The organism is Rhodothermales bacterium (genome assembly GCA_040221055.1).
Taxonomy (GTDB): domain Bacteria; phylum Bacteroidota; class Rhodothermia; order Rhodothermales; family UBA10348; genus 1-14-0-65-60-17.
On sequence record JAVJVN010000014.1, the window covers coordinates 203,664 to 226,065 of the forward strand.

A 22,402-nucleotide genomic window follows, 5' to 3' on the forward strand; every position below is an offset into this window, starting at 1 on the left:
TGACCATGCATTCCATCTCCATTCGATTCATTGCGATTTGCGCATGCGCCTTGTTGGTCGTGCCCGCGCAGGCCCAGTTGACCCGGGAGCGCGCCAATCCGGGCGCGCCGGTCGAAGATGTGTTCCGCGCAGGCACGCTCGTGGTCCTGCCGACCGTCACGAACATTCCCGAGGGGAACTGGAATTTCACCATCCAGCATTCCTTCGGTCTGGTTTCAAGCGGAGTGGATGAACTCTTCGGGTTGGATGGGACCGCGAATGTCCGATTCGGCCTGGATGTCGGGTTGACCGATGCCGTGTCCGTGGGAGTCGGGCGTTCGCGTTTCGACAAGGTCTACGACGGCCGTCTGAAATGGAACGTGTTGCGGCAATCCCGGGACGGAAGGATGCCGGTGGGCCTGGCCGTCGCGGCGGGCGCCGGAATCACGACGCTGAAGAACGGGTTTTCGCTGGGAGACCGGATGAATTACCACGCAACGGTCATGCTGGCCCGGAAATGGAATGATGCGCTGTCGCTCCAGATCGCACCCGTCATGTCCCACTTCAACGTGGTCTACAAGGATCTGGATCGTTTCGGAGAAGTCGTAGAGGAACGGAATACGCACGTCGCTCTCGGACTGAGTGGACGTTATGCTTTGAATCCCCGTGTGTCTGTTGCCGTAGAGTACCTGCCTGTCCTGGGGACACGGTCCGACGGAACGGTGGACAACGTGTCCGTTGCGCTGAACCTCGACACGGGCGGTCATGTCTTCCAGTTGTTCTTTACGTCGTCCGATTGGCTGACCCTGCAGCATGCCGTGGCCCGCAATACAACCCGGTTCCTGGACGGGGACTTCCGCTGGGGGTTCATCGTGAACCGGGTGTTCTGAGCGTCTGGATGGGAATTCATTCCGGGGATCGGGCAATAATCGGATTTTCACCGTCGTTCTGTCCCCAAACAATCCAATCCTTCTTCCCATGAAACGACTCTTTTTCTCCGCCATGCTGGTCGTGTTGCTTTCCGGCATGGACGCGCTTGCACAGGACGGCGGCCGCATCATTTACGACCAGGTCGTGAAGATTGACATCCAGTTGCCGCCGGAAATGGAAAGCATGCGTGACCAGATCCCGAAGGAGCGGTCCACGAAGCGAATGCTGCTGTTCACGGAGACGGAGTCCCTCATGCGGGATGCGCCGGAGGATGAGAATGCGGAGGAACCGGTCTCGCGGACCATGCGGAGCGGTCAGGGCATGGTGGAAATCCGGATGGCAGGCAGGGGAGCGAATGCGGTCGAACGAATGCTGCTCACCTCCATGGACTCCGGAGAAACGATAGAACAGCGGGATTTCATGGGACGGACCTTCCTGGTGGAAGGTGAACAGCCCGCCGTTCCGTGGCGATTGACCGCCGAGCAGGGCGAGTACAAGGGGTTCCTCACGCACAAAGCCGTGGCTACCATGGACTCGACGGAAATCGTGGCCTGGTTCTCACCGGAAATACCGGTCCCGGTCGGACCGGACGGATACGGTGGCCTGCCCGGTGCCATCCTGCTGTTGGACCTGAACGGGGGCAAAACGACCTATACGGCGAATGTGATTGAACCGGAGACGACGTTCGCCAAGGATGAGTTCGAGCGACCCGACAAGGGACGCAAGGTTTCGCAGGAGGAGTTTGACGGGATCGTTGCCGAGAAAATGAAGGAAATGCAGGCGCAGGGCCGCGGTGGCAACCGCGTCATGTTCCGAGCAAACTAGGCCGCACGCAATCTGCTGCTCCGAGCCCATCCCTCGTCATTCGCGGGGACATTCATCTTTTCCCAATCCGTGTATCCCATGACCTCAATCCGCGTGGCGGTCTTTCTTGCTGCCCTGTTTCTTTTCCTGCCTGGCATCGTGCTGGGCCAGTCCCGCCATGACGTTACCGGAGTCGTGGCCGATTCCGCGGACGTGGGGTTGCAGGGGGCGACGGTGGTTCTGCTGGCACCGTCAGACTCTGCCCTCGTGAAGTTCGCCATTTCCGGGAAAGACGGCGTGTTTGCGCTCAAGCGGGTCGATCCCGGTCCGTACGTCCTGCAGGTCACGTTTGTCGGGTTCGAGACCTGGTCCGGAAACGTGGAAGTAGGGTCGGAGGACCTGGATGTCGGCCGGATTGCCCTCAGTGAACGCGTGTCCGAGCTGGACGAACTGGTCGTTACGTCGGAGCATATTCCCATCATTGTCCGATCCGATACCTTGGATTACAACGCCAATGCGTTCGCCACGCGTCCGAATGCCACCGTGGAAGACTTGCTCAGGCAGCTTCCGGGCGTCGAAGTCGACTCCGACGGGGCGATCAAAGCCCAGGGCGAGGATGTCCAGAAGGTATTGGTGGACGGGAAGGAATTCTTCGGCAATGACCCGAAGATTGCTACCCGAAACCTGCCGGCCAATGCCGTCGACCGGGTCCAGGTGTATGACGACCGGTCCGACCGTGCCGAGTTCACCGGTGTCGACGACGGGGAACGCGAGAAGACCATCAACCTGGCGCTGAAGGAAGATGCCAAGAAAGGCTATTTCGGGAACGTGAGCGGCGGCATTGGCGATGCGGAACGGTACGATTCCCGTGTCTCCGTGAACCGGTTCTCGGGCGACACCCAGTTTTCCTTGCTCGGCAACCTCAACAATGTGAACGAGCAGGGCTTCTCCGTCGGTGATTACATCAGCTTCATGGGGGGCATGGGTGCATTCATGGGGGGTGGTGCACGGTTCGTGGTGGGCGGCGGTGGTGGCGGCCCGTCCATTGGCACAAGCCTGAGTGACGGCTTTTCCGAGACGCTTTCCGGTGGGCTGAACTTCAATCACGATTTCAGTGACCGGACCTCCTTGCGCTCGTCCTACTTCATCAATTCGCTGGAGAATCAGCAGAACCGGACGCTGAACCAGGAGCAGGTCCTTGGTACCGGACGGAGTTCCGTGGTCGATGAGGCCGGCAATCAATTGAACGACAACTGGAATCATCGCGTGAACGTGAACCTGTTCCACGAACTCGCCGATGGTCACGACCTGCGTCTTCGTGCAGATGCCACGTCGTCCCATTCGGTGCTGGACAACAACCGGTTCCGTCAGACGGCCGACGGCTCGGATGTCCTGCAGAACAGCAATACGTCCACCTACGGTTCGACCGGGGACCAGCTGGGTGCCAGTGTTGGATTGACATATCGCAAGCGTTTGAACGACAATGGGTTGAGCCTGGTGGCCGAGTCGCGGATGAATGTGCGCGACAACGATACGGGCGCCGATCTGGAATCCCTGACGCGGTTCTACCAGGACGGGAATGTGGTCAGTGACGAGGAGATCCTGCAGTTCCAGGAGACGCTCGGGGATCAGTTCACGACCCAGCAGGAGGTCTCACTGTCCCAGTCGTTCGGCAAGGGACTCCTGGCAGAATTGACGGGTGAATACCGTCGGGTGGGCGACGATGAAGAGCGTTCGTTTTACGATATCGTGGACGGCTCCCGCGTCCTCAACACGTTGTTGAGTACGGGATCGGAGCGGACGTACTCTTATGCACAGGCAGGTGCCAGTCTCCGGAGGGCGGTTGAAGGCTTCACAACGGGAATCGGGGTCAACGTGCAACGGTCCTCACTGGAGGGTACGCTGCGTGGCGTCACGGATCCCATCACGCAGGGCTATACCCACGTGTTGCCGAACGCCGATGCGCGCTATGACATACGGCAGGGCATGAGTATCAATGCGCGTTACAATACGTCGACGCGTGAGCCTTCCATGCGCGAGCTGCAGCCGTTCGCCGACAACAGCGATCCGCTGAACGTCTACGTGGGCAATCCGGCCCTGCAACCGGAATACACGCATCGCTTTTCGCTCGGGTATCATTTCTTCGATCAGTTCACCTTTACGAGCATGTTCGCATTCATCAATGCGAGCTACACGGACAACAAGATCGCACGCTCACGCACGATAGACGATCAGTTCCGGCAGACCAGTACAAGTGTCAATACGGACGGAGACTGGTCGTTCAACGGGAATGTCAATTTTTCGACACCCATCCGTCCCCTGGGCGTCAAGATCACCCTCGGCAATTCGACCATGTTCAGTCGGGGACTGGAGATCCTTAACGGCGAGGAGAACGCCACGCGCATCCTGCGGAACAGCATCGATACGCGTCTGGAAAATCGGGACAAGGACATTTTCGACGTGTCGGCCGGAATCCGGTTCGACATCAACCGGACGGCCTACTCCCTCAACCCGGATCAGGACCAGGCGTACGTCAACAAGACCATCACCGGTCGCGGTACCCTCTATCTCGGCAAGGCGTGGCAGGTGGCCAGCGAACTGAACTACCGGATCTATTCGAAGGAAATCTCCGGCTCGCAGACGAACGTTCCACTCTGGGAAGCATCGATTTCTCGGTTCTTCATGGATGAGCGTCTGGAGCTCCAGCTGTCCGGCAAGGACCTGTTGAACCGGAATGTCGGCGTCAACTTCACCAACACATCCACGTTCGTGCAGGAAGAGCGGATTGAGTCGCTCGGGCGGTACGTGATGTTCCGACTCATCTACAAGTTGTCCGGCGTGGGTGGGCCCGGGGGCCGCGGTATCCGGATTGGGTGATGTTCGGCCGGCCGGCCAAAATCAAACGCGGGAAGGTGTGTATCTTGGCGGTTCGTCCAACCCGAACGTCCATGACCCAACTTTCCCGCTTGCTGGCCGTGTTGCTTATGAGCCTTCCGACCGTTGCCAACGCCCAGACCAACCTGTCCGATACTGAAAAGGCCATGGCGACCTTCATTGACGGTCGCTACGAGGATGCCATCGCGTACCTGGAGCGGGTGGTGAACATCAACAGTGGTTCCATGAACTTCGACGGTGTCAAGGCCGTCGGAGCCGTGTTCGACCAGACGTTCATGGAGATGGGATTCCGCACCTGGTGGGTGGATGGCTCGGCGTTCGAGCGGGCCGGCCACCTTTTTGCCCAGCGCGGCACGCAGGGACCGCACATCCTGATGATCGGTCATCTGGATACGGTATTCGAGGACGACAGCGAATTCCAGACGTTTACCCGCCTGGATGAGCATACGGCCATGGGGCCGGGGGTCATCGACATGAAGGGCGGCGACGTGGTGATCGTGGAAGTGCTCCGGGCACTCCAGCACATGGGCGTACTGGACGAGTTCACCATTACGGTTGCACTGATTGGCGACGAGGAATCGTCGGGCGATCCGCTGGAAGTCGGGCGTGCGTCGCTCGTGCAGGCGGCCAAGGACGCCGACATCGCACTGGCATTCGAGCCGGGGGACGGACGCCCGGAAACCGCTGTGGTGGCGCGCCGGGGGTTTACGGGCTGGGAGCTCCGGACGACCGGTACCCGTGCCCATTCCTCGACGGTGTTCACGCCGAAATCGGGGTACGGAGCCATCTATGAAGCCTCCCGGATCCTGGTCGGGTTCTATGAAACCATGGTCGGCGAGGAGCACCTGACGTTCAATCCGGGCGCCATCCTGGGCGGCACGACGCTGTCGTGGGACGATGAGAACGAAGAGGGGGAAGCCTTCGGAAAATCGAATGTGATTGCCGGGCAGGCGCTCGTATCGGGTGATCTGCGGACGCTTTCACTGGAGCAACGGGCACGCGCCAAGGAGCGCATGATGGCGGTCGTGGAGGAGCATTTGCCGGGTACGGGGGCCACACTGACGTTCCGGGACAGTTATCCGCCCATGGGGCCGACCGACGGCAATCACCGCTTGCTGGAGCAACTCAGCGCCGTCAGCCAGGACCTGGGGCTGGGCCCGGTCGGTCCGGTGGATCCGGGCGAGGCGGGGGCCGCCGATATTTCTTTCGCGGCCGGTCATGTGGAGATGGCGCTGGACGGCCTGGGAATCCTCGGCGAGGGTACCCACACCACGCACGAGACGGCCGATCTGCGCACGCTTCCCATGCAGGTCAAGCGGGTGGCGCTGTTGCTTTACCGGATGAGCCGGTGACGGACCGGTCAGCACAGGCCAAACAAACGGCCATTGCATTGCTGCGCACGGCATCGGTCGTCCGGCGGCAGTACGAGGCCCTCATGAACCGGCACGGCATTACCCTGCAGCAGTTCAATGTGCTGCGCATCCTGCGCGGAGCGGGTTCGCCGCTCCCGACCATGACGATTGCAGATCGCATGATCGAACCTGAACCCGGGATTACGCGATTGATCGGTCGCTTGGAGGCGAAAAGCCTGGTGGAGCGGCATCGGTGCCCGGAGGACAGCCGCCGGATGCTTTGCGGCATTACGGAACAAGGGCTTTCGACCTTGCGTGAACTCGATGCGCCCGTCATCGAACTGGACGGGAGCATGTTTCCCGGCCTTCCGGACACGGATCTGGCCCGTCTCAGGGCCCTGCTGGAGCAGTCATCATGAAACGCCGTTTTGAACCCATAGAAGTCGAGGTCACGCGCGGCTTGCCCGTGCTTGTGCATCGGGCCAGCCGCGCGTACCGGGTCCAGTCCCTGCTGGACGCCTGGGTCGTGCAGGGCCGGTGGTGGGCCGACGAGGAGCGCCGGGTGTGTTTCCGGGTGGCCACCTCGGGCGGCATCATGGAACTCTATCGCTCCGGCGACCAGTGGACCCTGGCGCGGGTGGAAGACTGACCTTCGGGCCCGCTCAGGTGGACGACCCGGCTCCGTAGGCTTGGTCGTGAACGCCTGACACCGCCCGGCCGGACGGGTCGGCCATGCGGCTGAAGGAGGCATCCCAGGCCAACGCCTCGGGCGTGCTGCATGCCACCGATTTGCCTCCGGGAACGGTCCGGGCCGCCGATTCAAGCGGGAAATGCTCCTCGAAGATGGTGCGGTACAGGAAGCCTTCCTTCGTATCGGGTGTGTTGATGGGAAAGCGGAACGCGGCCCGCTCCAGGTCGGCGTCGGACACTTCGGCGGCGGCGTGGTCGCGAAGCGCATCTATCCAGCCGTAGCCCACGCCATCGGAAAACTGCTCTTTCTGTCGGCGGTAGATGGCGTCGGGCAGCAGGTCGCGGCACGCATCCCGCAGGATCTGCTTTTCAATGCGGCCGTCCCGGATGAGCTTGAGCTCGGGGTTCAGCGACATGGCTACGTCCAGGAATTCGAGGTCCAGGAACGGGACCCGCGCTTCAATGCCCCAGGCGGCCATGGACTTGTTCGCGCGGTTGCAGTCGAACAGGTGCAGCCGATCCAGCTTGCGCACGGTCTCCTCGTGGAATTCCCGGGCATCCGGGGCCTTGTGGAAGTAGAGATATCCGCCGAAAATCTCATCGGCTCCCTCGCCCGAAAGCACCATCTTGATGCCCATGGCGCGGATGCGTCGGGCCATCAGGAACATGGGGGTCGATGCGCGGATGGTCGTGACGTCGTACGTCTCGAGGTGGTAGACCACGTCCCGGAGCGCATCGAGACCTTCCTGTATGGTGAAGATGAGCCCGTGGTGCACCGTCCCGATGTGTTCGGCCACGCGTTCGGCGGCGGCCAGGTCGGGGGATCCCTCGAGGCCGATGGCAAAGGAGTGCAGGCGGGGCCACCAGGCCGGCGACGCATCGTTGTCATCCACGCGATTGGCTGCAAATTGGGCCGCCAGGGCGGCCGTGATCGAGGAGTCGAGACCGCCCGATAGCAGCACGCCGTAGGGGACATCGCCCATCAGTTGGCGGTGCACGGCATCCTCCAATGCCCTTCGCAGGCGTCGGGCAGCGAGGGCCGGGTCGGTGTCGGCGTGCCGGACGTGCTCCCATTCCCGCCATTCCGGGTTCCAGTACCGGGTGGGGGTGGATTCTGTGGGCGACACCAGCACGTGACCGGGCATGAACAGATCCACCTGCCGGCAGACCGGTGTGAGGGCCTTCAATTCCGATGCCACCAGGAACTGGCCATCCGCGTCGAACCCCGTGTAGAGCGGAATGACGCCCAGCGGATCGCGGGCAATGACCGCGGTGTCCTGCTGCGTATCGTACAGGATGAATGCGAAAATGCCGTTCAGCCGCGCAACACCCATGGGGCCCTCGGCGGCGAGGAGGGGAATGATGACTTCGCAGTCCGATTGCGTGCGGAAGGCATAGTCCGGGAATTCCCGGCGCAAGGCCACGTGATTGTAGATTTCTCCGTTGACGGCTAGTACATACCGTCCGTCCGGGCTCACCAGGGGTTGGGCACCGTGGGCCACGTCCACGATGGACAGGCGCTCATGCGCGAGCACGGCCCGGTCGTTGGCAAAAATGCCCGACCAGTCCGGTCCGCGATGACGCTGCAGTTTGGAAAGTTCAAGCGCCTGGCTGCGGACGTCAGCCGGGTCGGTACGAAGTTGGAGGATGCCGAGGATGGAGCACATGTCGGGTGTGGAGACAGAAACGGGAAAGCGTGTCTGTCATGTACCCCACAAACGTCCTGAGGATTCAATCACCGCTGCAATTCCGTCGTCACCCCGGACATGATTTCGTTGACCAGCCAATCCATGTCGTAAACGGCACGCAAGGCTTCCAGCATGCCACGCGAATCGACGGCCACGGAACGGCCGTGCTCGGTCTGGTAAATGAAGGCCGACGGCAGGAATTCAATGTTGCCGTCGAAAATCAATCCTACGACTTCCAGATCCTTGTTCAGAAGCGGAGAACCGGAGTTTCCCCCCACGATGTCGCTGGTCGTGACCAGGTTCATGGGCGTGGAACGGTCGAAGTCCGGCCCGGCGTCCAGCCAGCGGGCCGGCAGATCCCATTCACCCGTGCCATTGGCATCGAGGGCATGGCTGAAATAGCGGTCGTAGAGACCGTGGAAGGTCGTGAATGCCGGAGCATGGGTCCCGTTGTACATGTAGGACGCGACGACGCCATCGGCCAGGCGCAGCGAAAACGTGGCATCCGGCGGCCGGGCCGTTCCGTAGATGTCGTATCGGATGCGTCCGTGCAGGGCGTTCAACTCGGCTTCCCGTGCACCGAGGCCCGAAGCTGCGCTCCGGAATGCGCGCCAGCGTTCCATGTACGGGGCGACTGCAGCCACGGCTGGATCGTCGAAGGTCAGGTCGGACAGGTCCATCTCCGCCCCGGGGGCCAGCATGGATCCCTCAAATACGGCCTGGCTGACGGCCTCGGACGTCGCGGTCGCATCCGTTCCCAGGAGGGTCCAGAAGGCCGTCAAACGCTGCTCGAAGAACCGCCGATCAATGTCCGGGTCGCCATCGGGAATGGCCTTCAGGGCGGCTTCCAGGCGCTCCGTATCGGCGCCTGTGGCCTTCAAGGTCAGGTATTCCCAGGCGAGCGCCGCACGCTGCATGGTGGCGGACGCCAGGCTGGACTGGGGCGTAAAGGACAGGAATGCCTCGTATTCGGCGGCCAGCTCGCGTTTTTCGGCCTGGATGGCGGCCAACTCCGCGACGACGGTGCTCTCAGGGGCATCCTGGAGGAACGTCCTCTCGGTATCGCGGCGTTTGGCCATCACAACGGGGTCATTCAGTCCCTTTACCCTTCCGGTGTACAGCTTTTCGGAATTCTTGAGGCTGAAAAACCGGTTCAGGAGCGCATCGGATGGATTCGCTTCATAAACACGCGAGAGCGCATTTATCCGCATCCTGAGCAGATCCAGGAGGGCCCGCTCCTGCACGTCGCGCCGCCATTCCAATTGCGCCACCGTCTCCAGGCGCAGCGTGGAACCGGGATTCCCGATCACGAATACCGCGTCGCCCTCGGCCGCACCGTCCGCACTCCACGCGAAATAGTGTTCCGGCGCGTAGGGCTGGCCGTTTTCGTAGACCCGGAAGAACGTCATGTCGAGCGCATACCGCGGGTACGTGAAGTTGTCGGTGTCCCCGCCGAAATAGCCCAGGTTCAGTTCGGGGGCCATGACCAGGCGGATGTCGGTATAGCGTCGGAACGTGTAGGCGGAGTACATGCCTCCACTGTAGAGGCTGATGATCTGGATGTGGTGGCCATCGGGCACGTCCTGCTCCATGCGCTCCTGCACAGCTGCGATGGCTTCCTGGCGGGCGACCGCCTTTTCAGCCGGCGTTTCGGCACGCTCCACGGCCTGCTGGATCTCCACCGTGACGTCGGTCAAGGCCACGAGCTGGTCCACGTACAGGCCCGGTACCGGACGTTCTGCGGCCCGATCCTCTGCCATGAACCCATCTTCGAGCAGGGATTCACCGGGCCCGGAGACCTGGGCCACGGAGCCACGGCCGCAATGGTGGTTGGTCATGACCAATCCGAGAGGAGACACGAAACTGGCCGAACAGTTCGGCAGCCGGAGTGCGCCAAGACGCGCCTTCTCGAACCAGGCTTCGTCGGGCGTGAAGCCATACGTGTCGGCGATATGTTCAACGGGAGGAGCGTCGAAGGTCCACATCTTTCCGTTGTCGAAGGTACCGGCGCGGACGGTGTCCTGGGCCGTACCCGGGACGGATCCCGCCATCAGGGCCAACCCGAGAAGGAAGGGGGTGATGCGCTGCAGGGTGGCGCGGATGGGGAGGATGCGTCTGTGGGGGTTGCTCATGGCCATGTGGGGTTCTGTTCAACCTGCAATTGACGAAGCCCCGCATTGTCCAGCCGTCAGGCAACTCCGCCCGCCTGCGTAGTGGAAAATCGGACAGGATCAAAGCGGTCCTTCATTCCGTGTCATACACACGAAAATCCATCAACGACTCCCTGTAGAACCCCATGTCCTACTACTTTGCCAAGACCCTCCCGGGATCCATGACCGACGTGGAAGAGCGGACGACTGCCGCGCTGAAGGAAAAAGGCTTCGGCGTGCTGACTGAAATCGATATCCAGGCCACCATGAAGAAGAAGCTGGACAAGGATATGGCCGGGTACAAAATCCTGGGTGCGTGCAACCCGCCCCTGGCGTTCCAGGCCTTGACCGCCGAGCCACACATCGGTCTCATGCTGCCGTGCAATGTCATCCTGAGGGACGTGGGGAACGGCCAGGTTGAAGTCGCTGCCGTGGATCCTGTGGCATCCATGGCGGCGGTTCAGAATGACGACCTTGGCGGAGTGGCCACGGATGTCCGCGACCGCCTCCGCCAGGTCATCGAGGGGTTATAGGACACGCCCTGCCAGGTCCTATTGTCCCTGACGGCCGTGTTGGTGGCCCTGCATTCCGCCTTGCATTCCGCCGCCTTGCATCGGTTTGGCCTCCAGCGTCATGATGTAGTCGACAATGTGGCCCAACTGCTCGTCAGTCAGTTGCGGCTGCGCTGGCATGAGCCCGAATCGTTCAATTGCATGCGCGGGCAGGAGCGATGCTTCAGCCGACGGTTTGCGGACGTATGTCATGATGGCCGTGCGCACGGAGTCTTCGGTGGAGAGGGCCTGGCGATAATGTCGTACGACCATGGCCATGGGCGGAGCCGCCAGCACTGGAGGCTGTTCGGAGTGGCACATGGCGCAGACGAGCCCGAAGAGTTGCTTGCCCGGGTTTTCCATGTCCAGGACGGCGGTTTCTTGCGACAAGGCATCTTTCGGCGATCCGGCCAAGAGGAGCAACAGCGCGAGCCCCGTTGCGGCGAGGGTGGTCGGCAGTGTGGATTTTGAATGATGGATGGTCGTATGCATGATGGGTACCGGATTGATGTCAACGGACAGTATCGGGGATGACATGTCGTCCCGGAATCGGGTCAAACGCCTACCGGAGACCGGGGAATCCACTACGCCATCCGTGCTTGCCAGGTGCGGTAGCCGACCACCGAAAGCACCCAGTACACGCCGTACAATCCCGCCGTCAGCCACAGGCCTCTGTCCACGTAGACACCCACGGCCACCAGGTTGATGATGAACCAGAACGCCCAGTGCTGCATGTACTTGCGGGCCATGAGGTACTGGGCAGCGAAGCTGGCTGTGGTCGTGAAGGCATCCGCCCAGGGCAGTGCGGCGTCCGTCCACGAGGCCATGGCCCATCCCCAGAGCGCCGAGCCGACCAACGTGGCTGCGACCCAGAGCAGGAGGGGGCGCCGGGCGAGGTGCGTGATGGCAAGATGGCCGTGACCGGCGCCCCCACGCAACCATGTCCACCATCCATACAGCTGCATGCCGACGTAGAACACATGCAGGATGACGTCGGAATACAGCTGCGCGTCGAAGAAAATGAACACGTACAACCCCACCGACAGGAGCCCCACGGGCCACGTGGCCACATGCTCCCGCGTGGCCAGGAAAACGGCCACGATTCCGGAAACAACCGCGATGACTTCGAGCATGACAAACGACGTTCAGCGAACGATTCACGGGGAAGGTTTCCGGAAAAGCGGCCCGGACGTGTGGCAGGACGCGAACCAACGGGGGCCGGTCACCGTGCAACGCCCATGAATGAACCTGCCCGCGGTGCAACGCGCATGAACGACCCTGTCCAGACCCGGATCCCCCGCGAAGATTTCATCGCGCTGCACCGTGTATCCAAATCCTACGGTGACAGCGGGGCGGTCCGCGACGTGCTGAAGTCCCTGGACTTCACGATTGCGGAGGGTGCCTTCGTGGCCCTGCTCGGCCGCAGCGGCGCGGGAAAGAGCACACTCCTGAACCTTCTGGGCGGTCTGGATGTCCCCACATCGGGCGAAATCCACATTGCCGGGACGCGGTTGGATGTCCTTGATGACGACGCCCGGACCCTGTATCGTCGCCGGCACATCGGGTTTGTTTTCCAGTCCTACAACCTCGTACCAACACTGAACGTGTTGGACAATGTCATGCTGCCCATGGAGTTGGCAGGGACCAAAAAAGGTGACGACTCCGGCCCTCGAAGCCAGGCACGGGCACTGTTGGCAGAGGTGGGGCTCGGCGACCGCCATGCAGAATGGCCCGACCGGTTGTCGGGCGGCGAACAGCAGCGGGTGGCCATAGCCCGGGCGCTGGCCCACCAGCCCATGCTGCTCCTGGCCGACGAGCCCACCGGCAATCTGGATTACTCCACCGGGCGGACGGTCATGGACCTGCTCCACCGGCTCGTCCGGGAAACCCGCACGACCATGCTGGTGGTGACCCACGACCGGGACTTCCTGCAAGCATCGGACCGCATTGTACGCATGCACGATGGCCGGATGGTCGACATTTCGTACGACGAAGCGGTGGCATCGTGAGCATGCCGGGCCGTCTGCTCCGCCGTTCCAGCCTGCGCTGGCTGGCCACGCATCCCTGGATGCTTTTCCTGTCCGTCCTCGGCGTGGCCGTGGGGGTCAGTGTCGTCGTGGGCATCGATCTGGCCAACACCAGCGCCGAGCGGGCCTTTCGCGCATCGACCGAATCGGTGGCCGGACGCGCCACGCACGCCGTCACGGGCGGCCCCACCGGCGTCCCCGATTCCGTGTTTGTCCGGTTCGCCCGCGAACACCCGGATATTCCGGCCGCGCCCATCCTGGAATTCTGGGCGGTGACGGCCCGTGCGTCTGCAGAAACCACCGCACAATCCACGGCGGAAACCATCCACGTGCTGGGGGTGGATGTGTTCTCCGAACCCCCTTTCCGCCCGTTCACGGCCACCATCGGGAGGAGCCCGGGCGGGACACAGGGCGCTCAGGAAGCGAATGTTGATGCGCCGTTCGACCTCGCCGCGTTCCTTTCCGGGCGTGGCGGCGGATGGCTGGCTCCGCAGACGGCCACCCGGTTGGGCCTCGCGCCCAACGATACGCTCCGGCTGAACCTGGACGGTCGCCGTGTCGATGTACCTGTGGCCGGGCTCATTCCGACCTCGTCCGCAGACGGGCCGGAGGCGTCCCTGGATGGATTGTTCGTGGTGGACGTGTCCACGGCCAAACGCCTGCTCGGGTATCCATCGGGCCTGACGCGGGTGGATCTGATCCTGGAACCGGGCAATCCGGATATGGCCGAACAGATACGGGCCGGACTGCCGGCCGGACTTCAACTGGATCGTTCCGAGTCGCGCACGGAAACCCTCGCGCAGATGACGGCCGCCTTCGAACTGAACCTCACCGCGCTCAGTCTGCTGGCCCTCGTCGTCGGCATGTTCCTGACGTGGAATACCATTTCCTTTTCGGTTGTACAGCGCCGGGCGCTCATCGGTCGGCTCCGGGCCATGGGGGTCCGCCGCCACGAAATCCTGCAGCTCATCCTGGGTGAGGCGGTCGTCATCGGCCTGGCGGGGACCGCGCTTGGCCTGCTGCTGGGCGTATTCCTGGGACAGGGCCTCGTCCAACTCGTCACGCGTACCATCAACGATCTGTACTTCGTGGTGTCGGTGCGGGATCTGCACCTGGCTCCCCTCACGCTGGCCAAGGGCATTGGTCTCGGCCTCGGTGCGACGCTCGTGGCGGCCTGGTTGCCGGGCCGGCAGGCCGCATCGGAGGCGCCCACCACGCTGTTGGCGCGTTCTTCGGACGAATCCCGCATGACGGGGCGCATCCCCCGGTTGACCGGCGTGGGACTCCTTCTCCTCGGACTCGGCGCTACCATCCTGCTCGTGTCGGGTCGGAGCATTGCGCTGGCCTACGGCGGCATCTTCAGCATCATCATGGGATGGGCGCTCGTATCCCCCGCACTCATCTCGCTGGCGGTCCGGGTCGGCGTCGGGCCGGCCGCACGCGTGGGCGGGGTCATCGGAAGGATGGCCGTGGGCAGCATCCGGGCCAATTTGAGCCGGACCTCCGTTGCCATTGCCGCCCTGAGCATTGCCATTGCCAGCGTCATCGGGGTCGGTGTCATGGTGGGCAGTTTCCGGACCACGGTGGTGACATGGCTCGAGGGCGCCCTGCAGGCCGACATCTACATCCAGGCGCCCGGATCCTCGGTCCGGAGCGGGGGCGCGGGACTCGACGCGGCCGTCGTGGCCGACATCCGCACGACACCCGGCGTCCAATCCTCTCATGGCATCCGGCACGCCGAAGTCGAATCGTCCGTGGGCCGCGTCCACGTGGCAGCCATCGAGACCGGTCCCCATTCGGAAGGGGCGCTGGCCATGAAAGACGGTGTGGCCGCTGAACTCCTGCCCACGTTCGAATCCTTGCCGTCGGCACTGATCTCGGAGCCGTTCGCATTCCGGTACGGGACGGCCCGGGGCGATACGCTCGTCCTGGAGACGCCTTCCGGGCCCGTGCGGGTGCCCGTTCTTGGCGTGTACCACGACTATGCTTCGGACCGGGGTACCGTCATGATGCACAGGCGTCACTACGAAGCTTTGTTCAACGATCCGGGCCTCTCTGGACTGGCGCTGTTCGTAGAGGACACGGATGCGCTGGCCGCTGTCATGGATGCCGTGCGTGCCCGTGCGGCCGGTCGGCAAGAACTCGTCATCCGGTCGAACCGGGAGCTGCGCGCGTGGTCGCTGGAAATCTTCGACCGGACGTTCACCGTAACGCGGGTCCTGCAACTCCTGGCGGTCATCGTGGCCTTCATCGGCATCCTGAGCGCACTCATGGCCTTGCAACTCGAACGTGCCCGGGAGTATGCCGTACTCCGGGCCACGGGCATGACGGGTCGACAACTGGGCCGGTTCGTGGCGTGGCAATGCGGATTCATGGGCCTGCTCGCTGGCCTGTTGGCCATTCCGCTGGGCCTCGTGCTGTCCTTCGCCCTGATCTTCGTGATCAATCTCCGCTCGTTCGGCTGGACGCTGCAACTGGAAGCCGATCCCGTCCTGCTTATCCAGGGCCTCGTGATTGCCGTGGGGGCGGCATTGGTGGCCGGGTGGTGGCCCGTCCGGCTCATGCGCCGGATGGAGACCGCTGCGGCCCTTCGCTCAGTCATGACGCTCGTGGTTGGCGTCGCGCTTTCGGCGCTCCTGCTCGCAGGATGCGGGCCGGCCCGTCCCGACGAGCAGAGCGAAGGGTTGTCCCTCTCGGATGCATTGTCCGTGGACATCGAGGGGTACGACCGCGCCTGGGGGCCACGACCCCTGGAATTCCCGCGCGATCACGCGGCCCACGATGACTTCAAGCTGGAGTGGTGGTACCTGACCGGGAATCTGGAAGATGCGGGCGGCAACCGCTTCGGCTATCAGGTCACGGTGTTCCGGAACGCGCTGGCACCGCCGGACAGCGCGGGAGGGGTGGAAGGGGATTGGACCACCCGCCAGCTGTACCTCACCCACGTCGCGATAACCGATGCGTCGACGGGTCGACATCTTTCCGAAGAACGTTTCGTGCGGGGAAGCGCCGGACTCGCCGGTACCACCGCCGAGCCGTTCCGGGTCTGGGCCGGCGCGGTGGACATCCGGGCCGGTGCCCCGAACGCCGGAATAGACACCCTCACGGTGCGTGCCCCCGTGGGTGGTGGCCTGCTTGAGTTGGATCTGTCCGCCCGGAAACCCATCGTGTTGCAGGGGGAGAACGGGTTCAGTCCCAAAGGGGACGAGCCGGGGAACGCCTCCTATTACTATTCGCTGACGCGGTACGCTGCTGCCGGAACGTGGACGGAAAACGGAGAAGCGACGGGGCTGACAGGAACCGGGTGGATGGACCGGGAATGGAGTACATCGCTTCTGGGACGGACGCAGACCGGGTGGGACTGGTTTTCCATCCAGTTGGACGACGGCCGCGACCTGATGTATTTCCGGCTCCGGGAGTCGGATGCCACCGCCGAGCCTTACACCGACGGTCTGCTCGTGGACGTGAACGGAAGTACCAAGCGGCTGAAGGCCGGGGATGTCGAAATCGAGCCGGTCCGGACCTGGACCAGTCCGACTTCCGGCGCGACGTATCCGGTGGCGTGGACCCTGCGCATTCCGCGGGAGGGGATCGCGCTGGACCTGGAGCCGTTGCTGGACGACCAGGAGTTCGACGCATCCATCCACTACTGGGAAGGGGCCATGAGGATTGCAGGATCGCACGCCGGATTTGGTTACCTTGAAATGACCGGCTACGACAACGAATCCCGGTAACCCGGGTCTGCAGCATGCCATTGAGAACGGCCCTGACCATCTGCATCCTGGCCTATTGTGCTCCGGGCACGGCTTTTTCCCAAACGCCCCCGGATCCTGTTGAAGCCCGGGTATCCGGAGACCATTCGGTGGCCCGGCTCTGGAACGAGGCCCTCCTGCAGTCCATCCGCGAGGATTTTGCGCGCCCCACCGTCCATGCCCGCAACCTGTTCCACACGTCGGCGGTCATGTGGGACGCCTGGGCCGCCTACGACACACAGGCCCAGCCATGGCTGTTGGGGCGCACGGTTGCCGGCTTCACGTGTCCGTTCACGGGGATCCCGGTCTCATCGACCCCGGATGCCGATCGGCGGAAAGCCATCAGTCATGCGGCCTACACGGTGCTGTCCCATCGCTTCGCGAAATCGCCGGGCCGCGTGAATGCGGCGTTGCGGTATGCGGACCTGATGGCTGAATTGGGATACGATCCCGGCGACGTGTCCATGGACTATGGATCGGGCAATCCGGCTGCGTTGGGCAATTACATCGGCGACTGCATGATCCGATTCGGACTCCAGGATGGGGCGAATGAGGAGGGCGGTTATGCCAACCGGTACTATCGCCCGGCCAACCCGGCGTTCAATCCGGAGTTGCCCGGCAATCCCTGGCTGATTGCCCCGAACAACTGGCAGCCCCTTTCTTTCGATCTGTTCATTGACCAATCCGGCAATCCGATACCGGCCAGCACACCGGAGTTCGTAGGCCCCGAGTGGGGCGAAGTCGTGCCGTTTGCCCTCAGTGCGGACGACCTCACGCTGCACGTGCGCGGCGGATACGAGTATCACATGTACCACGATCCCGGGCCGCCGCCGCGGCTTTCCGGAGATGGCCTGGACGCGGAATCCATGGCCTACAAGTGGGGGTTTGCCCTGGTAGCGGTCTGGTCCGGTCATTTGGACCCGGCGGACGGTGTATTCTGGGAGACGTCGCCGGCCTCCATCGGCAATCAGCGGACGCTTCCGACCGACATCCGGGACTACCCGGCGTTCTATGACCTGACCGGGGGCGGCGACCCGAGCAAAGGGCATATCCTGAACGACGTGACCGGACAGCCCTATGAAGCCCAACTCGTCCCCCGCGGCGACTATGCCCGCGTGCTGGCCGAATTCTGGGCCGATGGCCCCGACTCCGAGACGCCGCCGGGCCATTGGTTCACCATCCTGAACGAGGTCAGCGACCACCCGGAGCTCGTCAAGCGGATTGGCGGGGAAGGTCCGGTCGTGGACGACCTGGAGTGGGACGTCAAGGCCTACCTGACCCTGGGCGGCACCCTGCATGATGTTGCGGTAGCCGTTTGGGGCATAAAGGGCTGGTACGACTATGTGCGCCCCGTATCGGCCATCCGGTGGATGGCCGGCAATGGACAGAGCAGCGACCCGGACGGGCCCTCCTACAGCCCGTACGGCCTGCCGCTCGTGCCGGATTACATTGACGTCGTGTTGGAGGGTGACCCGCTGGCCGGTCCCGATGGCGAACACATCGGCAAGATCAAGATCAACGGGTGGCGGGGGCCGGAGCATATTGCCGATCCCGAGCGGGACGAGGCGGGCACGGGTTGGATCCTGGCTGAAAACTGGTGGCCGTATCAGCGCCCCACGTTCATCACGCCGCCCTTCGCCGGATACGTGTCCGGGCACAGCACCTTCTCCCGGGCCGCCGCCGAGGTCATGACGCTGCTCACGGGTGACGATCATTTTCCCGGAGGCATGGGCGTATTCCCGACGCCGTGGCGAGAGTTCCTGGTCTTCGAGGATGGGCCCAGCGTCGACATGGAATTGCAGTGGGCCACGTACCGCGACGCGAGTGACCAGTGCAGTCTGTCCCGGATATGGGGCGGCATCCACCCACCGGCCGACGACATTCCCGGGCGCCTGATTGGCATTGAAATCGGGGTTGAATCCTGGGCCCGCGCGCAACAGTACATCAATCCCGTGGCCACGCACGTCCGGGATCCGTTTGCCGTTCTTCCCGAAGAGGCTACCGTCCACGTGTACCCGAATCCCGTGCCGGAGGGCGGCTGGTTGCGGGTGGATGCATCGCGCCCGCTGGCACGCGTCTCGGTGATCGATGCGCTCGGTCGTCGGATGACCGCGGCGGGCACGTCGGCCGATGGGCGCGTGCGGTTGGAAACGGCGGCGTGGCCGGCAGGCGTCTATCTCGTAGTGGCGGAAACCGACGACGGGCAGCGTACGGTGCGCCCGATCACGGTGCGGTGATCAGGCGCCGTTGTTCTTGTTGTTCTTCATTTCCATGCCGCGCGTAATGACATACGCAATCAGCGCGAAGATGAAGAACACCAGCAGCATCCAGGCAATGCTCTGCAGGGTACCGATGATCGTACGGTAGACTTCCAGCACCCAGCGGGCCCCGTTCAGTTCAAGGACCATGTCCGGCTGTGGGGAAATGTATTTCTCCAGGTCCCAGATCCGGACGCCTCCGGAGAGGCCGGTCACGAGGATGGCGAACGTCAGGTACCGGGTCCAGACGTAGGCCAGTCCTTCTTCCACGATCCGGGCCAGGATGGACTCCACGGGATTGCGGAACAGGCGGACGACAACGAAACACACCGCCAGACTGACGGCGAAGGTAGCAACGAGCAAGCCTATGAACATGGGGGTTTACCGGTTTTTGGGCGAGGCGGATGGGTGTTGGACGGGGGTCAGGATGCGCGGAACGCCTCAATGACTTCGGAAGGGATGGCGCGCGGCCGGCCGGAGGTCGCATCCACGAATACCCACATGGTCCGGCCGCGCGCAACCACCTTTCCGGTGGACGCCTGTTTGAACTCGTAGTTGCGGGTGGAGCGTACGGCCTGGGCATCTTCTATCCAGGTCCGGAGCTCCACTTCATCATCCACGAACAACGGGCGAAGGTATTCCACCGTGTGCTCGCGAACAACCCAGGTCCCTCCCAACGCCTGTGCAAGCGCCGTGGAGCCGGTTCGGTCGGAGTGGGCAATGGCCACGTCCTGCATCCACGATACATACATGACGTTGTTGACGTGACCGTTGGCATCGATGGCTGACGGGGGTACGGTGAAGCGGTGTATGTAGGGCGATCCGATCAATCGACCGAGGGGATGAGTCCGTTGGCGTGGGCGAAGTTCACGAGGCCAACCAGGCTGTTGGCGCCGGTCTTGCGGAATATGTTCTTGCGATGCGTTTCGACCGTGAACTCGGAAATGAAGAGCGTCTCGGCAATCTGCTGGTTCGTGTACTCCTTCACGATGAGCCCCAGGATTTCCTTTTCGCGCCGCGACAGGGTCTGGGTGCCGTCCGGCTCCGAAGCGGCCTTCCGGATGACCGGTCGGAGGGCCGGTGAAATGTAACCTGACAGGTTACGAATTGCCTGGATGGCCTCCAGGAGCTCAATCTGGCTGTCTTTCTTCAGAACGTAGCCGTCCACACCCACTTTTTCCATTTCCAGGTACAGGTGCAGTTCATCGTGCATGGTGAGCACGATGATGCGGGTATCGGGGTAGCGTTTCCGGACCGTCTTGACCAGTTCCAGACCGGACATGCCCGGCATGCTGTGGTCGGTGATCAGCAGATGCGTCCGGGGATGCCGCTCCAGCAGCGCGAGCGCCTCCGTACCGTTCGACGCCGTCCCGATGACCTGCAGGTCCTCCTGCCGGTCCACCAGCGCGGCCAGGCCATCCAGCAGGATGGCATGATCGTCAGCCATGATGACATCCCACGTACTCATGCCTCGGCGGGGATCGTTTCGGGCACCATCGGAATCCGGATGACGAATGTGGTGCCAGGGCGACCCTCCTGGCTGTCCACGTGCAGGATGCCGTCCATGGCCTGTACGCGGGAGGTCATGTTCATCCATCCGTGACCGGTGCTCCGGGCCAGCTTCGACGTATTGAATCCACGACCATCGTCCTCGATCATGACCACCAACTCGTCGTCATGTTGCACGAACTGGATGTCCACGCGCGTGGCACCCGCATATTTCGACACATTGTTCAACCACTCCTGGACAATCCGGAAGAGCCCGACTTCCACGTTTTCCGCCGGACGCGTGACATCGAAGGCCGAAACGTCGACCTCGTAGAATCCTTCGGCCGACAGCCGGTATCCCAGCTCCTCGACGGCGGCTGTGACCCCTTGACGCATGAGCGTTTCGGGCATGAGATTGAACGAGATATTCCGGATTTCCGAGTGCATCTCGTCCAACGTGGAGCCGGCCGATTCCGCGGCGTGGAGCCGGACGGACGAGATGAGCTGGCCCAACCCGTCGTGCAGGTCCCGGGCAATCCGCTTCCGTTCGGCCTCTTGCGATGCAATGGATGCCCGCATCTGGGCCTTCTTCAGTCGCAATTCCTCGCGCGTCCGTCGCCAGTACACCAGGACGGCCAACAGCGTTACAGCGAGCAGCAGCAGCGCAATCAGCACGTAATTCCGCTGCAACTGGGCCTCCCGCTCGGCCAGGTCGGCGGCCTGAAGCGCGATGGTTTGCTCCTTCTTCTCCGTCTCGTACCGGGTCTGGAGTTCCTGCAGTTGGCGGCTGCGCTCCTCATTGAACAGGCTGTCCTTGAGGACGGTCATGGCTTCGTAGGCGGACAGTGCCCGCTCGAAATCCCCGATATCCCGATAGATGGTGGCACGCACCCCATAGAGGTGCCGGCGGAAATCGTGGAACGCGGTTGCATAGGCCGATTCGATGGCGGTGTCCAGGTAGGAGAGGGCGGCGTTCCGGTCGCCTTTCATGAGCATGAGTTCAGCCAGGTTGCCCATGATGACGCCATATCCCCGATAATTCCCCTGCTCCTCCCGCAATTCCGCGGAGCGCAGGAAATAGCCTTCCGCAGCCTCGAACTGCCCCATTCGGGCCGACGTGATGCCCATGTTGTCCAGATTGTACGTCAGACCGTCCAGATCGCCCATGGCTTCCTTCATGTCGGCCGATTCCTCGAACAGTTCCATGGCGCGTTCGAGTTCCCCCCGGTTGTCGTACACGATGCCGAGGTTGTTCAGGCTGTTTGCCTCCTGGAAGTCACTCGTGGCCTCTCGGCTGCGCGCGAGCGCATCCTCAAAAATCTCCTGGGCCTTGTCCAGATCGCCCTGCTTCCTGAAGAGTGTTCCGATCTCGTTCAGGACACGGGCCTGCTGCGTGCGGTCCTCCACCGCATCGGCCAGTCGGAGGCCATCCTGGAAGGCCGCGAGCGCGGGTTCATAGTCGCCCCGCCCGTACCGGTATTGCCCGTTTATGAGCGCATACTCCGACGCCAACAGGGAATCCCCGGCCGCCAGGGCAGCACTCCGTGCCTCCCCGATCACCTCAACAGCCCGATCGAAGTCCGATTCGGTCAACGCCCGGGACAATTCGAACAGCGCGACGGCGCGATCCCGCCCCGTGGCGGTTTCAAGGACGGCCTCCAGCGAATCCACCGGAGCGGTTGACGGCAGGAGGGTCTGTGCGGACGCGGGGTCCGGCGTGGCCATGCCCAACAGCACGGCCAACACGGCGCCCCCGAGGAGGGCCAATGGGTTTTCCTGTCTCATGATGAATGCGGAGTGCGGTTCAGGTCTCGTCCCGGCGTTGTCCCAATCCGTCG

At 62.9% G+C, this 22,402-nt stretch carries 18 protein-coding genes; 10 read left to right on the forward strand and 8 right to left on the reverse strand.

Going from position 1 to position 22,402, the window contains the following annotated elements; all coding sequences use genetic code 11:
* The first annotated feature begins 5 nt into the window (after positions 1 to 5).
* From RIE53_08560 to RIE53_08585, 6 genes are all read left to right on the forward strand, one after another.
* Positions 6 to 869, forward strand: a complete 864-nt coding sequence (locus RIE53_08560) for a DUF5777 family beta-barrel protein (protein MEQ9104735.1) — start codon at positions 6 to 8, stop codon at positions 867 to 869.
* Positions 870 to 957: 88 nt separating this feature from the next.
* Complete coding sequence (locus RIE53_08565; GenBank protein MEQ9104736.1) at positions 958 to 1,734, forward strand: GLPGLI family protein; 777 nt, start codon at positions 958 to 960, stop codon at positions 1,732 to 1,734.
* Positions 1,735 to 1,812: 78 nt separating this feature from the next.
* Positions 1,813 to 4,590, forward strand: coding sequence for a TonB-dependent receptor (locus RIE53_08570; GenBank protein ID MEQ9104737.1), 2,778 nt, complete (start codon positions 1,813 to 1,815; stop codon positions 4,588 to 4,590).
* A 71-nt stretch (positions 4,591 to 4,661) separates the two neighbouring features.
* On the forward strand, positions 4,662 to 5,960 hold the full coding sequence (locus RIE53_08575) for a M20/M25/M40 family metallo-hydrolase (GenBank protein ID MEQ9104738.1): 1,299 nt from the start codon (positions 4,662 to 4,664) through the stop codon (positions 5,958 to 5,960).
* Positions 5,957 to 6,379 (forward strand): MarR family transcriptional regulator, encoded by a 423-nt coding sequence (locus tag RIE53_08580; GenBank protein ID MEQ9104739.1) that lies wholly within the window; start codon positions 5,957 to 5,959, stop codon positions 6,377 to 6,379. The genes RIE53_08575 and RIE53_08580 overlap by 4 nt, the downstream gene beginning before the upstream one ends.
* The gene (locus tag RIE53_08585) at positions 6,376 to 6,609 is read left to right on the forward strand and encodes a hypothetical protein (GenBank protein MEQ9104740.1); all 234 of its coding nucleotides are present in this window, start codon (positions 6,376 to 6,378) and stop codon (positions 6,607 to 6,609) included. The genes RIE53_08580 and RIE53_08585 overlap by 4 nt, the downstream gene beginning before the upstream one ends.
* A gap of 13 nt (positions 6,610 to 6,622) precedes the next feature.
* Here the strand turns inward: RIE53_08585 and asnB are convergent, their stop codons facing one another.
* A complete protein-coding gene (asnB, locus tag RIE53_08590) occupies positions 6,623 to 8,317 on the reverse strand; it encodes an asparagine synthase B (protein ID MEQ9104741.1) in 1,695 nt (564 codons plus the stop codon).
* Between the two features lie 68 nt (positions 8,318 to 8,385).
* Positions 8,386 to 10,470 (reverse strand): S46 family peptidase, encoded by a 2,085-nt coding sequence (locus RIE53_08595; protein ID MEQ9104742.1) that lies wholly within the window; start codon positions 10,468 to 10,470, stop codon positions 8,386 to 8,388.
* Between the two features lie 164 nt (positions 10,471 to 10,634).
* Between RIE53_08595 and RIE53_08600 the strand changes: the two genes are divergently transcribed.
* Positions 10,635 to 11,021: a DUF302 domain-containing protein gene (locus RIE53_08600; GenBank protein MEQ9104743.1), complete on the forward strand. Its 387-nt coding sequence runs from the start codon at positions 10,635 to 10,637 to the stop codon at positions 11,019 to 11,021.
* Positions 11,022 to 11,039: 18 nt separating this feature from the next.
* On the opposite strand, the gene RIE53_08605 is transcribed toward RIE53_08600, so the two are convergent.
* Both RIE53_08605 and pnuC read right to left on the reverse strand, forming a co-directional pair.
* Positions 11,040 to 11,576 (reverse strand): cytochrome c, encoded by a 537-nt coding sequence (locus RIE53_08605; protein MEQ9104744.1) that lies wholly within the window; start codon positions 11,574 to 11,576, stop codon positions 11,040 to 11,042.
* A gap of 47 nt (positions 11,577 to 11,623) precedes the next feature.
* A complete protein-coding gene (gene pnuC, locus RIE53_08610) occupies positions 11,624 to 12,172 on the reverse strand; it encodes a nicotinamide riboside transporter PnuC (GenBank protein ID MEQ9104745.1) in 549 nt (182 codons plus the stop codon).
* Positions 12,173 to 12,277: 105 nt separating this feature from the next.
* Here pnuC and RIE53_08615 point away from each other — a divergent pair, with 105 nt between their 5' ends.
* From RIE53_08615 to RIE53_08625, 3 genes are read left to right on the forward strand one after another with little or no spacing between them, the layout of a single operon-like run.
* Positions 12,278 to 13,048, forward strand: coding sequence for an ABC transporter ATP-binding protein (locus tag RIE53_08615; GenBank protein ID MEQ9104746.1), 771 nt, complete (start codon positions 12,278 to 12,280; stop codon positions 13,046 to 13,048).
* Positions 13,049 to 13,050: 2 nt separating this feature from the next.
* Entirely contained in the window at positions 13,051 to 16,800 is a 3,750-nt protein-coding gene (locus RIE53_08620; GenBank protein ID MEQ9104747.1) for a lipocalin-like domain-containing protein, read from the forward strand.
* Between the two features lie 14 nt (positions 16,801 to 16,814).
* The gene (locus RIE53_08625) at positions 16,815 to 19,055 is read left to right on the forward strand and encodes a T9SS type A sorting domain-containing protein (protein MEQ9104748.1); all 2,241 of its coding nucleotides are present in this window, start codon (positions 16,815 to 16,817) and stop codon (positions 19,053 to 19,055) included.
* Here RIE53_08625 and RIE53_08630 read toward each other — a convergent pair whose 3' ends face one another.
* The 4 genes from RIE53_08630 to RIE53_08645 are packed head-to-tail and all read right to left on the reverse strand — an operon-like array spanning position 19,056 to position 22,349.
* The gene (locus RIE53_08630; protein MEQ9104749.1) at positions 19,056 to 19,451 is read right to left on the reverse strand and encodes a hypothetical protein; all 396 of its coding nucleotides are present in this window, start codon (positions 19,449 to 19,451) and stop codon (positions 19,056 to 19,058) included.
* Positions 19,452 to 19,498: 47 nt separating this feature from the next.
* Positions 19,499 to 19,906, reverse strand: a complete 408-nt coding sequence (locus tag RIE53_08635) for a thioesterase family protein (GenBank protein MEQ9104750.1) — start codon at positions 19,904 to 19,906, stop codon at positions 19,499 to 19,501.
* The gene (locus RIE53_08640; GenBank protein MEQ9104751.1) at positions 19,903 to 20,544 is read right to left on the reverse strand and encodes a response regulator transcription factor; all 642 of its coding nucleotides are present in this window, start codon (positions 20,542 to 20,544) and stop codon (positions 19,903 to 19,905) included. Before RIE53_08640 ends, RIE53_08635 begins: the two co-directional genes overlap by 4 nt.
* Complete coding sequence (locus RIE53_08645; protein ID MEQ9104752.1) at positions 20,541 to 22,349, reverse strand: tetratricopeptide repeat protein; 1,809 nt, start codon at positions 22,347 to 22,349, stop codon at positions 20,541 to 20,543. The genes RIE53_08640 and RIE53_08645 overlap by 4 nt, the downstream gene beginning before the upstream one ends.
* Positions 22,350 to 22,402 lie beyond the last annotated feature (53 nt).

Coding starts and splice junctions, on each gene's coding strand:
- RIE53_08630 (MEQ9104749.1), bottom strand. CDS start 19,451: ATGTTCATAGGCTTGCTCGTTGCTACCTTCGCCGTCAGTCTGGCGGTG.
- RIE53_08615 (MEQ9104746.1), top strand. CDS start 12,278: ATGAATGAACCTGCCCGCGGTGCAACGCGCATGAACGACCCTGTCCAG.
- RIE53_08625 (MEQ9104748.1), top strand. CDS start 16,815: ATGCCATTGAGAACGGCCCTGACCATCTGCATCCTGGCCTATTGTGCT.
- RIE53_08560 (MEQ9104735.1), top strand. CDS start 6: ATGCATTCCATCTCCATTCGATTCATTGCGATTTGCGCATGCGCCTTG.
- RIE53_08645 (MEQ9104752.1), bottom strand. CDS start 22,349: ATGAGACAGGAAAACCCATTGGCCCTCCTCGGGGGCGCCGTGTTGGCC.
- asnB (MEQ9104741.1), bottom strand. CDS start 8,317: ATGTGCTCCATCCTCGGCATCCTCCAACTTCGTACCGACCCGGCTGAC.
- RIE53_08575 (MEQ9104738.1), top strand. CDS start 4,662: ATGACCCAACTTTCCCGCTTGCTGGCCGTGTTGCTTATGAGCCTTCCG.
- pnuC (MEQ9104745.1), bottom strand. CDS start 12,172: ATGCTCGAAGTCATCGCGGTTGTTTCCGGAATCGTGGCCGTTTTCCTG.
- RIE53_08595 (MEQ9104742.1), bottom strand. CDS start 10,470: ATGAGCAACCCCCACAGACGCATCCTCCCCATCCGCGCCACCCTGCAG.
- RIE53_08585 (MEQ9104740.1), top strand. CDS start 6,376: ATGAAACGCCGTTTTGAACCCATAGAAGTCGAGGTCACGCGCGGCTTG.
- RIE53_08640 (MEQ9104751.1), bottom strand. CDS start 20,544: ATGAGTACGTGGGATGTCATCATGGCTGACGATCATGCCATCCTGCTG.
- RIE53_08620 (MEQ9104747.1), top strand. CDS start 13,051: ATGCCGGGCCGTCTGCTCCGCCGTTCCAGCCTGCGCTGGCTGGCCACG.
- RIE53_08565 (MEQ9104736.1), top strand. CDS start 958: ATGAAACGACTCTTTTTCTCCGCCATGCTGGTCGTGTTGCTTTCCGGC.
- RIE53_08600 (MEQ9104743.1), top strand. CDS start 10,635: ATGTCCTACTACTTTGCCAAGACCCTCCCGGGATCCATGACCGACGTG.
- RIE53_08605 (MEQ9104744.1), bottom strand. CDS start 11,576: ATGTCATCCCCGATACTGTCCGTTGACATCAATCCGGTACCCATCATG.
- RIE53_08570 (MEQ9104737.1), top strand. CDS start 1,813: ATGACCTCAATCCGCGTGGCGGTCTTTCTTGCTGCCCTGTTTCTTTTC.